This window comes from Dyella sp. CR10 (assembly GCF_055814425.1).
Genome location: NZ_CP185986.1, coordinates 937,291 through 951,874 on the forward strand (window position 1 = coordinate 937,291; position 14,584 = coordinate 951,874).

Genomic DNA, 14,584 nt, shown 5'->3' on the forward strand with positions numbered 1-14,584 from the left:
TATACGGAGTTATGTGACAACTTGCTTGAACAAGGGGCGGCAGGTTGGGGTGAGCATTCGGCGAACCTCAACGGGCGGTGTCACGAGCCTCCTCTCGGACGCCGCCCAGTGGCACGAGAACCGTTGGGGTTCGCCAATGGCTAACCCCAGCCGTCGCCGTCATCTAGCGGGCTCGGCGTCTTCCGCCTGGGCCTCGTCGCTGTGCCGGCAATCGGCCGGCAGGTACTTGTCCTCGACGCCTTCGGCTTCGCAGCGCCAGGTCCAGGTCTGGCCCGCCTTCTCGGGCGTCAGCACCAGCGTGCCGCCTGCCAGCTTGGGCTTGCCCGTTCCGTCGAGGCTGAGCTCGATCCGGCCTTCGCCGATGGCCAGCGCGCCGGAGGCGTCGTCGTCCAGCCCAGCCTCCCTGGCGCTCTTCGGCCAGCGGCCTTTGGCCTGGCGGAACTCGATCATGGCCGTCTTGGCCGGGCTGGCCGTGGTCAGGACCTGGGTCACCTGGCTGCGCAGGCTGTACTCCTGATAGGCGGGAATCGCCACCGCGGCCAGCACGCCCGCGGCGGCGACGGCAACCATGCCGTTGGAGCCGCTGGTCACCGTTTCCAGCGGATTCTGCTCGTAGGTCATGCCGAGCGAGAGGTCGTCGCCGGTGGCATCGAGGCTCAGGCCGATCACGCCTTCGCGCGGCAGGTCCAGCGTGTGCGCCGCCGGCAGCGTGGATAGGTCCACCGTGCCTCCGCTGGCATCGTCGACGTACTGCAGGATCTGCAGGTAACCGTAGTAAGCCTTGCGCTGCGCATCGCGAGAGGTGGAGGAGAAGCCCAGCAGCGTCTGCGCGCCGGGGTGGGCCTGGGCCTTCAGCCAGCCGTCCATGGGCGTGTCGAGCTTGGCCGCGGCGCGATCGGCGAGGGCCTGGGGCAGCTTGCCGAAGATCAGGTAGTCGCCGTCCTCGACCCAGTACAGGTGCGAACCGAGGCGGCCGAGCAGTTCGACCAGGGCGCGTTCGCGCGGGGCGACGCCGTCGGCGTTTCCTTCCAGGCGGTCGCCGAAGCGGTTGGGGATCCACAGCGAGTGCACCTGCGCGCCTTCCACCTTGAGCACCTGGTACGACCAGCGCTTGCTCTTGGTGAGTTCCTGCAGGCGGTCGTACAGCGCCTTGCGGTCGCGTACGCGCACGGCGGTATAAGTGCCGGCATCGTCTTCGTAGCCGACCAGCTCGGGGCCGATCCACTGGCTGAACTCGGCCAGGTCGAAGCCCGCGTTCTGCTTGAACTCGGCCATGGCCCGGCGATAGGCGGCGGCGCGCTCGGCGCCGAAATTCAGGCTGAGTCCGTCCTCGAAGGCCTTGACCTGGTCGGCGCCGGGCAAGGCCAGGCTCACTGCCCAGGCCGGCTTGCCGGCGACCTTGAAGTCGGGCGCGAACTGCTTGGGCGCCAGATAGCCCAGTATGCGTGCCTGCGGTGCATGCAGGCGCAGCTGCAGGCGGCCGTGGCCGTCGACGGTACCCCAGCCGAAGGCGACGCTCTCGGTCTTGGTGGTGAAGTCGCCGGGCAGGGCGCCGACGTCGTCGGCGGGAATCGCGCCGGCGGCGACGCCGCCGATGCCGCGCGTGCTGAACCAGCCGAACAGGCCCTGGCCCGAGACGTCGATTTGCTTTTCCTGCTCGGCCACCCGGCCGACCACGTCGGCGGCCTTCGGGTTCTTCGTTTCTTCGAGCAATGCGTCCAACCCGCCGCGGTCGAGCGTGCCGAGCTGGCTGTCGCGCGCGGCGAGCGCGAACAGGCGGCCGCTCGCCGCGTCGAAATGCAGCAGCTCGCCGGAAGCGACCTCGCCGTTGCCCTTGGCATCCAGCGGTGCCTTCAGGTGGAACGCAGGGCCAAGCTGGGCGAGACGGGCGCTGAGTTTGGCCACGTCGCGCTGCTCCAGCGGCGCGCTGACCAGCAGCATGCTGTTGGGCGAGGGCATGCCCAGCGGATCGACCACGGCGACTTCCAGCGGCCCGCGCAGATCCGACAGCAGCGCCAGCATGAAGGGCTGGACGCCGGCCTCGGCCAGCTGTTTGTCCTTGGCAATGGCGTCGCGCAGCGCGGCCACGGCCTTGAGGTGCTGTTCGCCGGCGAGCGCGGCATCGAGCGGGCGTCCGTTCGGCACGGCGCCGAGCAGGCTCCATGGCGAGGGAATGCGTACATAGCCCACCGTGCGCGCGGGCAGGTGCTGGCGCAGCCAGGCCGGTTGCGAAAGCTGCTCCTGCGCACGCTGTACCGCGCCGGCATCGGCGGCGGGGGCGTGGTCGCGGTGGCAGGCGCCCAGCAGGGCGCAGGCGGTGAGGATGGCGGCGGGCAGCAGGCGGCGCGGCAGGTTCATTCCCTTGAACTCCTGGGTGTTGGGTTCGCCGTTGGCGAAGCGGGTGATTTGCTCTTTGGAAGAGTTGGCCTTGGATGGCCGGTTCTTGATCTGGCTTTTCGCGAAAGAGGCGTCGCGTGAAATTACATCGTACGCGCCTTGGTGACGCGGCTGGAGGTTTCCTTGTGCAACTGGGCGGCGAGCCAGGCGCCGGTGGCGATGAGCAGATCCAGGTTGACGCCGGTGTGCATGCCCATGCCGTGCAGCATATACACCACGTCTTCGCTGGCCACATTGCCGGTGGCGCCCTTGGCGTAAGGGCAGCCGCCGGTGCCGGAGACTGCGCTGTCGACCACGCGGACACCTTCTTCCAGGCAGGCCAGGATATTGGCCAGGGCCTGGCCGTACGTGTCGTGGAAATGCACGGCGAGCGCGGCCATCGGTACGTCCGCGGCCACTGCCTTAAGCATCGCGCGCGCCTTGACCGGCGTGCCGACGCCGATGGTGTCGCCGAGGGAAATCTCGTGACAGCCCAGCTGATGCAGGCGGGCCGCCACGCGCACGACATCAGCCACCGGCACCTCGCCCTGGTAGGGGCAGCCGAGCACGGTGGAGACATAGCCGCGCACTTTCACGCCATCGGCCTTCGCCTGTTCCAGCACGGGGCGGAAGCGCTCGATCGATTCGTCGATCGAAGCATTGATGTTCTTGCGGTTGAACGCCTCGGATGCGGCGGTGAACACCGCCACTTCGGTGGCGCCCACCTCGCGGGCGCGCAGGTAACCCTGTTCATTGGGCACCAGTACCGGATAGCTGACGCCCGGCACCTTGCGGATGCCCTTGAACACCTCGGCGGCGTCCGCCAGCTGCGGCACCCACTTGGGACTGACGAAGCTGGTGGCTTCGATGGTCGTGAGGCCGGTGGAGGAGAGGCGGTCGATCAGCGCGATCTTGACGTCGGCGGGAAGCAGGGCCTTTTCGTTCTGCAGGCCGTCGCGGGGGCCGACTTCGACGATGCGCACGTGAGTGTCAGAGGTAGTCATGGTGCGGAGGATACTCCGGTCCAGCAAAGGGCCTTTTTCTACAGGCCGGGGCGCGCTACAGGCGAACCCCGACCTGCGCTGCGTTTTTTATTGCACGACCAGTTCGACGCGGCGGTTCTTGGCGCGGCCGGTCTCGTCGGCATTGCTCGCCAGCGGCGCCAGCGAAGCGACGCTCTTGGCGGTCAGACGCGTGGCGGGGATCTTGTAGTCGGTGGACAGCGCTTTGACCACGGCTTCGGCGCGACGCTGTGACAGCTCCAAGTTGTGCGCGAACTGGCCCTGGTTGTCGGTATGGCCGACCACGTAGACGCGCAGCTTCGGGTCGCTGCCGAGCAGCTTGGCCATTTCCGCCAGCTCGGCTTTGGATTCGGGCTTGATCTCGGCTTTGTCCGTGTCGAAGTAGATGCCGTACAGCGCCACCTTGCCCTCGGCGTTCAATGCGTTCTGCATGCTCTTGGCGTCCAGTACCTGCACCTGGCCGGTCTGCATCGTCTTGGGCTCGACGACCTGCTCGAACACGTAGGTCTCGGACCTCTCCGCGCCATTGCCGTGGCTGCCGGTCATGACGTAGACGAACACCCAGGTGTCGCCGCCCTGGCCGGTACGCTTGGCCAGGTAGGCGCGCTGTTCGTCCGCGCCGAAGCCCACCTTGAAGCGCGGCTTGTCGGGAATGACCTTGCCGCTGTTCATCAGGGCCGAGTCGAAGTTGTCGCCGCATTCGCGGCCTTTGCAACTGAACACCATCTGGAACTTGCCGGCGGCCAGTGCCTGTTCGTAGTTGCGGCCGACTTCGACCGTGGAACGTCCGCCGGGAATGGTGTAACCGATGCGGGTGATGCGGCCTTCGACGGTCAACATGTCGTCGTAGTTGTAGGCGATCGGCTTGTTCGGCAGCCGCGCCTCGTCGTAGTCGGTCTCTTTGTACGCGTTGATGCTGGCGCCGGTGAAGCGAGTGAGCAGGGGATGGTCCTTGCTGCCCTTCACGTCGTCGGCGTGCGCGGCGAAGACCGGCACGAGCGCGAGCAGGAGGGCGGACAGGCGGAGGAAACGGCTCATGGTGGATCTTCCTTGGGTGTGCGCCATGAATGGCGGGCGGCATTCTGCCCGCCCGCCCTGCGATGTGTCTTAACGGCAGCTCAGGAGGCGAAGCGCACGAGTACGGCGTCGGCTTCCACGAAGTCGCCTTGGGCGGCGCCGATGCTGTCGATGGTGCCGGCGCGCGGAGCCTTGAGCGCCAACTCCATTTTCATCGCCTCCATTACCAGCAATTCCTGGCCTTCTTCCACTTGGTCGCCGGGCTTGGCCTTCACCAGCACGATACGGCCCGGCATGGGGGCGATGATTTGATTGCCGCCGGCACCTTCCTTGGCCGCCCACGCAAACGCGGCGGCGCGGGCGAAGGCGTGGCGGCGGCCGTCGGCGTCGTGCACCAGCACGCGCTGCGCGTCGGCGCGCACGGGCAGGCGCAGCGACTCGTCGTCGAAGCGCGCGCTGAGCGCGCTGCCGTCGTGGCGCGCGCCTTGCACGCGGCAAACGGTTTCGCCATGACACAGGCGGTAGTCGCCGCCATGGCCATGGGCTTCGACCTCGTAGCGCTCTTCGCGCAGCGACAGCGCCACGATGCGCTTGCCGGCATGGCCGATGCGCCAGGCGTCGGCGCTGGCCCACGGCGAATGCGGATCGGCGCCATGGCGCGCGTCCGCCGCCACGGCGCGTTCGTCGTGCAGCAACGCGGCCACCGCGGCGGCGAACAACATGCGCGGCGCGGGCGCGGCGTCGCCGGCCAGGAACTCGTCCAGGTGGCGATCGAGATAGCCCGTATCGATACGCCCTTCCACCACCACGGGGTGACGCGCCAGACGTTCGAGGAAGGCGATGTTCGACTTCGGACCGGCGATCTCGCACGTCATCAGCGCCTCGCGCAGGCGCTCCAGCGCCTGCGGCCGGTCGCGGTCGTGCACGATCAGCTTGGCGATCATCGGGTCGTAGAAGATGGTTACCGTGTCGCCTTCGATCACGCCGCCATCGAGGCGCACATGGCGTGAGGGTTCGGGCAGGCGCAGGCGCAGCAGCTTGCCGGAGCCGGGCAGGAAGTTCTGCTCGGGGTCTTCGGCGTACAGGCGCACTTCGATCGCGTGGCCCTGTGCATGGACGTCTTCCTGGCGCAGCGGCAGCGGCTCGCCCGCGGCGATGCGCAGCTGCCACTCCACCAGGTCCAGGCCCAGGGTTTCTTCGGTGACCGGATGCTCCACCTGCAGGCGCGTATTCATCTCCATGAAGAAGAATTCGCCGTTCTGGCCGACGATGAATTCCACCGTGCCGGCGCCCACGTAGTCGACCGCACGTGCGGCGGCCACGGCGGCGGCGCCCATCGCGGCGCGGCGTTCGGGCGTGAGGAAGGGCGAGGGCGTCTCCTCCAGCACCTTCTGGTAGCGGCGCTGCGCGGAGCACTCGCGCTCGTTGAGGTGGATGACGTTGCCCTGCGTGTCGCCGAACACCTGGAATTCGATGTGGCGCGGATGCTCCACATAGCGCTCGAGGATCACGCGCGTGTCGCCGAACGCGTTGGCTGCCTCGCGCTGCGCCGAAGCGAGCGCGTCGGCGAACTCCTGCTCCGCGCGCACGATGCGCATGCCCTTGCCGCCGCCGCCCGCGGCGGCCTTGATCATCAGCGGGAAACCGGTGCGGCGCGCCTGCTCGGCGAGGAAGGCCGCATCCTGGTTGTCGCCGTGATAGCCGGGTACCAGCGGCACGTCGTGTTTTTCCATCAGCGCCTTCGCGGCGGCCTTGGAGCCCATCGCGTCGATGCTGGACGGGCGCGGGCCGATGAAGGCGATGCCAGCCTCGGTGCAGGCGCGCGCGAAGGCGGTGTTCTCCGACAGGAAGCCGTAGCCGGGATGGATCGCCTGCGCGCCGCTGCGCCGGGCCACGTCGAGGATGGCCTCGCCGCGCAGATAGGAATCGGCCGGACGCGGGCCGCCGATCGGCCAGGCTTCATCGGCCAGGCGCACGTGCTGCGCGTCGGCATCGGCCTCGGAGTAGACGGCGATGGTGTGGATGCCGAGACGGCGGCAGGTGCGGATCACGCGGCAGGCGATTTCGCCGCGGTTGGCAATGAGTACGCGCTCGAACATGCACGGGTCCGTAAGATGGGGCGCAAAGTCCGTAAAGCTAGCAGAACGGGCGTTTCAGGCCGATGCGCGGCGCAGCATGCGCTTGCTCCCTCTCCCCGCCGGGGAGAGGGTTGGGGTGAGGGGTCGGGCGGAGCGTAGAAGCGGGAGCCTCAAAGCAGGCGTCGCTTCGTAGAGCATGTCCGGCGAGCCCCGTTCCCTCATCCGGCTGCCGCCACCTTCTCCCCCGAAGGAAGAAGGATTTCGGGCTGGAGTTATTCGCCTTCCCAGTAATCCACCGATTCGCCCTGCCGCCCGATCACGCGGAAGAATTGCGGTGTGCCATCCGCGGCCAGGCCGTAGTCGGCCATCACGCCGTACTTTCCGCTGTCGGGGTATTCGCACACCTCCGGATATTCCCTGGTGCTAATGCTGAGATAGCGCAGGTCGGAGTTGCCGGTGTTGATGATCTGGTGCGCGCTTTCGGGCCCGCCCGGCGGGGAGGCGATGATGTCGCCGGCGCGGATGGCATGGCGCTCGGCGCCGATGCGCACTTCGCCTTCGCCCTCCAGCACGAAGAACATTTCTTCGTTCACGCGATGGTTGTGGAACGGATAGCCGCGCTTGCCCGGCGGCAGCACGGTGAGGTTATAGCCGAGCTTCTGCGCGCCAAGCATCGGCGCGATGCGCGCGACGCGCGGATCGTAGCGTTCGGCGGCGTCGCCGGTGGGTGCGAAGGCAAGCGGGACGCCCTGCGGCTGGACGTCCGCGATATTGATGATGTGGCGGGGCATGGCGGGTCCTCGTGGCTCGGGTCACGCGGGCTGGTGGCAGACGGCTTCTACGTTGTGGCCATCCAGGTCCAGCACGAAGGCGGCGTAATAGTTGGCGTGGTAATGCGGGCGCAGGCCGGGCTCGCCATTGCTGGTGCCGCCCGCCGCGATGGCCTCGCGATAGAAGGCATCCACCGCGGCGCGGTTCTCGGCGACGAAGGCGACATGGATGGTGGAGAGCGCGGCATTGGGGCTGGCGCTGATCCAGAAGCAGGGCTTGCCGTCCGTGCCGAAGCCGCCGTGCGGCCGGCCGGCCAGTTCGGCGGGAACCTCCATCACCAGGCCGCCGCCCAGCGGGGTGAGCACGCGTTCGTAGAAGGCTTTGCTGCGCGCGTAGTGGGATACGGGCACGCCGATATGGTCGAGCATGGTGGACTCCTTTCGAATGCGTGGATGACGGGAGCTGCGGATCTGCCGACGAAAGTTTATGCCTGCGCCGCCCAGGCCGGCGTGCGCTTGTCGAGGAACGCGCCCAGCCCCTCCTGGCCTTCGGCGGACACGCGCAGGCGGGCGATCAGTTCGGCGTTTTCGCGGTCGGCGCGTTCGGCGGAGGCCTCGTCCAGCCCGGCCACGCGCAAGGCCAGGCGCTTGGCTTCGGCCTGCGCCACGGGGCCGGCCTTGCCTAGCGCGGCGAGCACGCCGGCGACGGTGTCGTCCAGTGCCTCGGCCGGCACGCACTGATGCAGCAGACCGATGCGCTGTGCAACGGTGGCATCGAACAGTTCGCCGGTGAGGAACAGCCGCCGCGCCTGGCGCAGGCCGATCGCGGCGATCACATACGGCGAGATCACCGCCGGCACCAGGCCGAGCTTCACTTCGGTCAGGCCGAACTTCGCGCCTTCCACGCCGATAGCGATGTCGCAGCAGGCCACCAGGCCCACGCCGCCGCCGTAGGCTGCACCGTTGACGCGCGCCACGGTGGGTTTGGGCAGGAACTGCAGGGTGCGCATGAGGCGCGCCAGGCGCTGCGAATCCTCGCGGTTCTCCGCCTCGCTGGCCTTGGCCATGCCGCGCATCCAGTGAAGGTCCGCGCCGGCGGAGAAGCTGGCGCCTTCGCCGGTAAGCACCACGGCGCTCACTGCCGCGTCGCGACCGGCCTCGACCAGGGCGTCGGTCAGCTCGGCGATCAGGGTGTCGTCGAAGGCGTTGTGCAGTTGCGGACGGTTCAGCGCGATGGTGCGGACGGCGTGTCGGTCGGCGATCTGGAGCGTGGCGGGCATGGGGGAATCCGGAAGAGCGGGAGGCGCTAGGTTAAGTGAACGGCGGGCGTCGCCAAGGGGGCCGGTTCCGGCGGTCGCCTGGACGTCGCCGCGGCGTGTTGTCCCCCTTGTCCCCGTTCCCGGTCGTTCCTATGTACAATGCGAACCATTCTTATTTGAGTGGTAGCCGTGCGACTGTCCGACCTGCCGAAAGGGGCGCCTGCCGTGGTGGACCGAGTGGACGATGCTCATGCCGATGATCCGATCGCGCAGCGCCTGCGCGACCTGGGCTTCGTCGCGGGCGAGCCGGTCCGGGTGGTGGCGCGCGGGCCGCTGGGCGCCGATCCGCTGCTGGTCCAGATCGGTTCCACGCGTTTCGCCCTGCGCCGCACCGAGGCGGCGCGCGTGACTGTGCGCACCGAGGCAAACACCCGAGGAGAGCCGGCATGAGCGCGGGCACCCTGCGCATCGCCCTGGTGGGCAATCCCAATTGCGGCAAGACGGCGCTGTTCAACCAGCTCACCGGCGGCCGCCAGAAAGTGGCCAACTACGCCGGCGTCACCGTGGAGCGCAAGGAAGGCCGCTTCACCGCACCCAGCGGCCGCGTGCTGCAGCTGCTGGACCTGCCTGGCACCTACAGTTTCGACGCCACCAGTCCGGACGAGCAGATCACCCGCGATGTGTGCGAAGGCGTCTATCCGGGCGAGGCGGCTCCCGATCTGATCGTGTGCGTGGCCGATGCCACGAACCTGCGACTGCATCTGCGCTTCGTGCTCGAGGTGAAGCGCCTCGGACGCCCGGTGGTGCTGGCGCTGAACATGATGGATGCGGCGCGCCGCCGCGGCATCCGGATCGATGTGCCCGAACTGCAGCGGCGCCTCGGCATCCCGGTGGTGGAAACGGTGGCGGTGAAGCGTGGCGGCGCCAAAGCGCTGGTCGAGCGCGTGGATGGCGAAATCCCCGCGGCGCCGCCGGCGCTGCCGGACGATCCGGCCAGCCGGGCCGACCTGCACGCGCAAGTGCGCGAGCTGCTGGCCGCCACCGTGGTCATGCCGCGCAGCACCGACGCCATCGACGACGCGCTCGACCGCTGGGCGCTGCATCCGGTGTTCGGGCTGGCCATCCTGGCGGTGTTGATGTTCCTGATCTTCCAGGCGGTGTTCTCCTGGGCGCAGCCGCTGATGGACGCGATCCAGGCAGGCGTGGTCGCATTCGGCGCCTGGGTCACCGGGTTCCTGCCGCAGGAAAGCGCGCTGCACAGCCTGCTCAACGACGGCGTCTTCGCCGGCCTGGGCGCCGTGCTGGTGTTCCTGCCACAGATTCTGATCCTGTTCCTGTTCATTCTGGTGCTGGAGGAGTCCGGCTACCTGCCGCGCGCGGCGTTCCTGCTGGACAAGCTGATGTTCAAGGCGGGCCTGACCGGTCGCGCCTTCATCCCGCTGCTGTCGAGCTTCGCCTGCGCCATCCCCGGCATCATGGCCACGCGCAGCATCACCGATCCGCGCGACCGCCTCACCACCATCCTGGTGGCGCCGCTGATGACCTGCTCGGCGCGATTGCCGGTGTACACGCTGCTGATCGCCGCGTTCATTCCACATCGCACGGTGTGGGGCGTGTTCAACCTGCAGGGCATCGTGCTGTTCACGCTTTACGTGACGGGCATTGTCAGCGCGCTCACGGTGGCGTTCGTGATCAAGCGCTTCCGCAAGGACAAGAGCGAGCACGCGCTGCTGATGGAGCTGCCGTCGTACCGCTTGCCGAACCCGCGCGACATCGCGCTGGGCCTGTGGGAGCGCGCGCTGATCTTCCTCAAGCGCGTGGGCGGCATCATCCTCGCGCTCACCGTGCTGCTGTGGTTCCTGTCCAGCTTCCCGGCGCCGCCGGAAGGCGCCACCCAGCCGGCCATCGACTACAGCCTGGCCGGGCGCATCGGTCATGCGCTGCACTACGTGTTCGCGCCGATCGGCTTCAACTGGCAGATCTGCATCGCGCTGATTCCCGGTCTGGCCGCGCGCGAGGTGGCGGTGTCCGCGCTGGGCACGGTGTATGCGATGTCCGGCGCCGACGATGCCGTGGCCACCCAGCTCGGCCCGGTGATCGCGCAGCAGTGGTCGCTGGCCACCGCGCTGTCGCTGCTTGCGTGGTACGTGTTCGCGCCACAGTGCATGTCGACGATGGCGGTAATCCGCCGCGAGACCAACTCGTGGCGCAACGTGGCGATCACCGCTGGTTATCTGTTCGGCCTGGCCTACCTGGCCTCGCTGATCACCTACCAGGTGGCGAGGGCGCTGACATGAGCACGTTCGCCATCGTGCAGGCGGCGATCATCGGCGCGTTGGTCGCGTTCAGTGCGGTCTACGCCTTCCGCAAGCTGCTGCCTGGCTTGAGCACGCGATGGCTGGCTGCCGCTTCCGCTTCGCTCAACAAGCCATGGCGCAAACCGTGGCTGCGTGCCGTGGGGCGCTGGCTGCAGCCGGCCCAGGCCACCGGGAACTGCGGCGACGGTTGCGGTACCTGCGGCAGTTGCGGGCCGAAGCCGCCGGCGTCGGCGCGGCCCGACGTGCAGCCGCTGGAGTTCCGTCCGCGACAGCGCTGACGGCATTCCTAGCGCAGGCGCAGCTGCTTGCGCTGCTTGAACAGATCCATCGCCCAGAACATCAGCGCGCCTGTCACCGGCAGCAAAGGCTGACTCAGCAGTGCGCCTGCCATGCCGATGACCAGCAGGCCGACCAGGGTATCCGGCAGCTTGGAAAGGAAAGAAGCCCTGCCCGGATTGCGTGCACGCCAGCGCAGGTAGCCGAGCGCGATGGCCGGCATCGCCAGCAATTGCGTCGGAAAGAGCAGAGGGCGGGCATCGGTGCGGCTGCTCAGCAGATAGACGGCCAGCGCGCCGAGGGCCAGCATCGGCACGAAGGCCAGGCGCAGCAGCGGACGTGGCGTGACCGGTTCCTCCGGTTGCTGTTGCCAGCGCCAGGCGATGAGAAAGCCCAGGTAGTACAGCCACGCGGCGGTGGCCAGTCCGGCCATGTCAAGGAAACCGCGGTTCGGCGGCGGTGCGACGACACTCATGAGCACACCGGCCAGTAGCAGCGCCAAACAGCGCAGCCCGCCCACGATCACGCGTGGCCGGGTCACTACGAAGCGTTCCGCCGATGCGACGCAGAAGCGGAGCAGGCGCGGATCGAAGAGGCCTTCCAGCAGCGACATGTTGCCGCCGCACAGGCGCTGCGCAAAGCGGCCCATCGAACTGAGCAGTCCTGGCACTAGTGCAGCGCAGATGATCCACCACCAGCGGAACGGCTGGCACAGCCGATACAGCTCGCGCCGTGCGCGGCCAGGCGTGGGATGGGGCAGCTTGGGAGCCTTGGTTACGATCGCGAGCGCGTTCTTGTTCTGCTCCAGCATCAGCCAGGCGATTTCAAGGCGCGCGACGAAGTCCTGCGGCGTCTGCCGCATGCCCGCGAGTAGCGGGCGCAGGCCGAAGAACTGGATCAGCAGCCAGCCGCTGGTCGCGCGCATCGGCGGGCGTTCCAGCCACAGGCGCTCGAACAGCGGGCGTGCGGCGGCCTGGCGCACACCAAGATTGCGCAGCGCCGGCTGCACGCACAGCGTCGCCTCCAGCATCTGGGAGTCGTCTTCCAGCGTCTGCGCGCGCAGCCAGATGAAGAACGCGTCCAGGTCGAGCCGTTCGGGGTCTGCGCCCCAGGGATGCACGTCTGGGGCGAGGCGCCTGACCAGGGCATGGCGCTGCTGTGCGGTCACGCGCAGCTGTTCAAGCTGCAGCGGGTCGATGCCGCTCTGGGTGTGCTCGAGATCGAAGAAGCGCAGCGTGGCGCCCATGCTCGCCGTATCGATCGGAGGCGCCTCGAGCAACAGGCGCTGGATCAACGCGCGCCCCGCCTGCAGCTTGATCTGCAGCGACCAAAGCGCAGGCTGCTCGTGCAACCACGCATTCAGCTGCTCGGCGTTGCCGGCGGTAGCGAGCCGCATGTAGGTATCGATGAAGGCGGGCAGTTCGAAGCGGGGTGGTGCCGCGGGCGCCGGTGCCGGGGCAGGTGGCGGTGTGAAACGTACGGGATGCCAGGCGCGTGGCGGCGCAGGCGTGGCCGCCGGTGTGCGGGCCTCGGTCGACATGACCTCCGCCTCGAAAGACTCGGCTTCGGTCGCTGCCTCCTCGTCATCCGGCGCCGGCGCAGCCTGTGCACACCACGCGAGGGCGTGGCGGTACATCTCATGCAGCTCCTGGAAACCGACCGGATCGGTATCCGGCCGCACGCTCTTCAAGCGCTTCGCATAGGCGCGCTTGATGTCTCGCTCGTCCGCTTCCGGCGGCAGGCCGAACCAGTCGAGCGGAGAACTCATACGCTTGCCTCGAGCGAATCGAGCGCTTCGGCGAAATGGCGGCGATGTTCGCGGATCAGTTGTTCGTCCTGGCTTTCGAGCACGGAGCGGAAGCGGGCGATCCAGTGCTGCAGCTGCTCGCGTGCCTGCACGTACTCTTCGTACAGGCGCTCGGCGCGCGCAAGCATGGCGATGTTCTCCTGCTTGTCGCGCGGATGGACCTTGATGTCCTCCAGCGCCTGCAGGCGCGCGCGGATCTCTTCGGGGCTGAGTACGCCGGGATTCTGCTCCAGCACAAGCTCATGTCGCTCACGCGTAGCAATGACCTCGGCCTCCACTTGCAGCACGCCGTTGACGTCATAGGTGAAGCGCACGGACACCGCGTTCTCCTGTGCGCTGCGCTGGGGCGGCAGGGGGATGTCCAGCTCGCCAAGGCGGATGTTGCGTTCAACCATCGGATTCTCGCCCTGATAGACGCGCAGCTTGATCTCGGCCTGATGGTCGCGAGTGGGGTGGAACACTTCCTGGCGGCTGACCGGCACCGTGCTGTTGCGATGGATGATCGGCGAGAAGAAGCCGCCTTGCTCCATGCCATTCTCGTCGCGCCGCGATACCGCGATACCGAGCGTGTAGGGGCAGACGTCAGTGAGGATGACTTCCTCAAGGCGCTGGTCGCGCGCCTTCATGCCGGCCGCGGCGCAGGCGCCCAGGGCGATGGCCTGGTCCGGGTTGATGTGGCGTAGCGGCAACCGCCCGAACATGCGCGAGACGAGGCGTGCCGCAAGCGGCATGCGGCTGGCGCCCCCGACCAGGATGATCTCGTCGAGCTGGTTCGGTTGCAGGCGTGCGTCGCGCATCGCGCGTTCCAGCGGCGCGCGCATGCGCTGTACCAGGCCTTCGCTGAGGCGGGCGAAGCGTTCCTCGTCGATGCTCCAATTCAGCGTTTCGTCGCCGCGCTTCCAGGTCACGCTGGCCGGGCCGGTGCCGCCGAGCTCGCGCTTGGCCTGTTCCAGCCGGCGGCGCAGCTGACCGCGTTCCTGTGGCGAGAGGTCTTCGGGCGCGAACTTGTGGTCGGCATGGAAGGCGGCTTCCAGCACGTCGAGGAAATCTTCCCCGCCCAGGTAGTTGTCGCCCGCGCTGGCATGTACCTCCACCACGCCGTCGAACATCTCCAGGATGGATACGTCGAACGTGCCGCCGCCCAGATCGAATACCAGGAAACGCGTGCCGTCGCGCTGCTCTTGCAGACCGTAGGCGAGGGCGGCCGCGGTAGGCTCGTTGATTAGCCGCTCGACGCGGATGCCGGCCAGCTCGCCGGCGGCGCGGGTGGCCTTGCGCTGTGCATCGGAGAAATAAGCCGGCACGCTGATGACCGCTTCGGTGACCTTCTCTCCCATGGCCGCCTCGGCATCGGCGAGCAGCGCGCGCAGGATCAGTGCCGAGAGTTCCTCGGGCCGGAAGCCGCGCGTGCCCAGCCGTGTTTCCCGCGGCGTACCCATCCAGCGCTTGAACGCGGCGACGCTGTCGCCCGGATGGCTGATCATGCGGTCGCGCGCAGCCTGACCGACGATCACATGGCCATCCTGGTCGACGCTCACCACGGACGGGGTGAGCAGTTCACCGAGCGCATTGGGGAATAATTGCGGACCGTTATCGCCGAAGCGGCCGATGAGTGAATGGGTGGTGCCTAAGTCGATGCCGACGATCATCCTTGCCAGTTC

The 14,584-nt window shown here is 68.0% G+C and carries 12 protein-coding genes; 3 read left to right on the forward strand and 9 right to left on the reverse strand.

The window, feature by feature from the left end; genetic code table 11:
• Positions 1-159 precede the first annotated feature (159 nt).
• The 7 genes from ACNR9O_RS04360 to ACNR9O_RS04390 all read right to left on the reverse strand — a co-directional run bounded on the left by ACNR9O_RS04360 (position 160) and on the right by ACNR9O_RS04390 (position 8,543).
• The gene (locus ACNR9O_RS04360; protein ID WP_473682504.1) at positions 160-2,358 is read right to left on the reverse strand and encodes a pilin; all 2,199 of its coding nucleotides are present in this window, start codon (positions 2,356-2,358) and stop codon (positions 160-162) included.
• 122 nt (positions 2,359-2,480) lie between these two features.
• Positions 2,481-3,380 (reverse strand): hydroxymethylglutaryl-CoA lyase, encoded by a 900-nt coding sequence (locus tag ACNR9O_RS04365; protein ID WP_473682502.1) that lies wholly within the window; start codon positions 3,378-3,380, stop codon positions 2,481-2,483.
• A gap of 87 nt (positions 3,381-3,467) precedes the next feature.
• On the reverse strand, positions 3,468-4,436 hold the full coding sequence (locus tag ACNR9O_RS04370) for an OmpA family protein (protein ID WP_473682500.1): 969 nt from the start codon (positions 4,434-4,436) through the stop codon (positions 3,468-3,470).
• An 80-nt stretch (positions 4,437-4,516) separates the two neighbouring features.
• On the reverse strand, positions 4,517-6,514 hold the full coding sequence (locus tag ACNR9O_RS04375) for an acetyl/propionyl/methylcrotonyl-CoA carboxylase subunit alpha (RefSeq protein ID WP_473682498.1): 1,998 nt from the start codon (positions 6,512-6,514) through the stop codon (positions 4,517-4,519).
• Positions 6,515-6,765: 251 nt separating this feature from the next.
• Positions 6,766-7,284: a cupin domain-containing protein gene (locus ACNR9O_RS04380; protein WP_473682496.1), complete on the reverse strand. Its 519-nt coding sequence runs from the start codon at positions 7,282-7,284 to the stop codon at positions 6,766-6,768.
• Between the two features lie 21 nt (positions 7,285-7,305).
• Entirely contained in the window at positions 7,306-7,692 is a 387-nt protein-coding gene (locus ACNR9O_RS04385) for a VOC family protein (protein WP_473682494.1), read from the reverse strand.
• A 56-nt stretch (positions 7,693-7,748) separates the two neighbouring features.
• Complete coding sequence (locus tag ACNR9O_RS04390) at positions 7,749-8,543, reverse strand: enoyl-CoA hydratase-related protein (protein WP_473682492.1); 795 nt, start codon at positions 8,541-8,543, stop codon at positions 7,749-7,751.
• 168 nt (positions 8,544-8,711) lie between these two features.
• Between ACNR9O_RS04390 and ACNR9O_RS04395 the strand changes: the two genes are divergently transcribed.
• The 3 genes from ACNR9O_RS04395 to ACNR9O_RS04405 are packed head-to-tail and all read left to right on the forward strand — an operon-like array spanning position 8,712 to position 11,118.
• On the forward strand, positions 8,712-8,972 hold the full coding sequence (locus ACNR9O_RS04395) for a FeoA family protein (RefSeq protein ID WP_473682490.1): 261 nt from the start codon (positions 8,712-8,714) through the stop codon (positions 8,970-8,972).
• On the forward strand, positions 8,969-10,819 hold the full coding sequence (gene feoB, locus ACNR9O_RS04400) for a ferrous iron transporter B (RefSeq protein ID WP_473682488.1): 1,851 nt from the start codon (positions 8,969-8,971) through the stop codon (positions 10,817-10,819). Before ACNR9O_RS04395 ends, feoB begins: the two co-directional genes overlap by 4 nt.
• Positions 10,816-11,118 (forward strand): DUF6587 family protein, encoded by a 303-nt coding sequence (locus ACNR9O_RS04405; protein ID WP_473682486.1) that lies wholly within the window; start codon positions 10,816-10,818, stop codon positions 11,116-11,118. Before feoB ends, ACNR9O_RS04405 begins: the two co-directional genes overlap by 4 nt.
• 8 nt (positions 11,119-11,126) lie before the next feature.
• On the opposite strand, the gene ACNR9O_RS04410 is transcribed toward ACNR9O_RS04405, so the two are convergent.
• Entirely contained in the window at positions 11,127-12,884 is a 1,758-nt protein-coding gene (locus tag ACNR9O_RS04410) for a hypothetical protein (protein ID WP_473682484.1), read from the reverse strand.
• The gene (locus ACNR9O_RS04415; RefSeq protein WP_473682482.1) at positions 12,881-14,572 is read right to left on the reverse strand and encodes an Hsp70 family protein; all 1,692 of its coding nucleotides are present in this window, start codon (positions 14,570-14,572) and stop codon (positions 12,881-12,883) included. Before ACNR9O_RS04415 ends, ACNR9O_RS04410 begins: the two co-directional genes overlap by 4 nt.
• Positions 14,573-14,584: the final 12 nt, after the last annotated feature.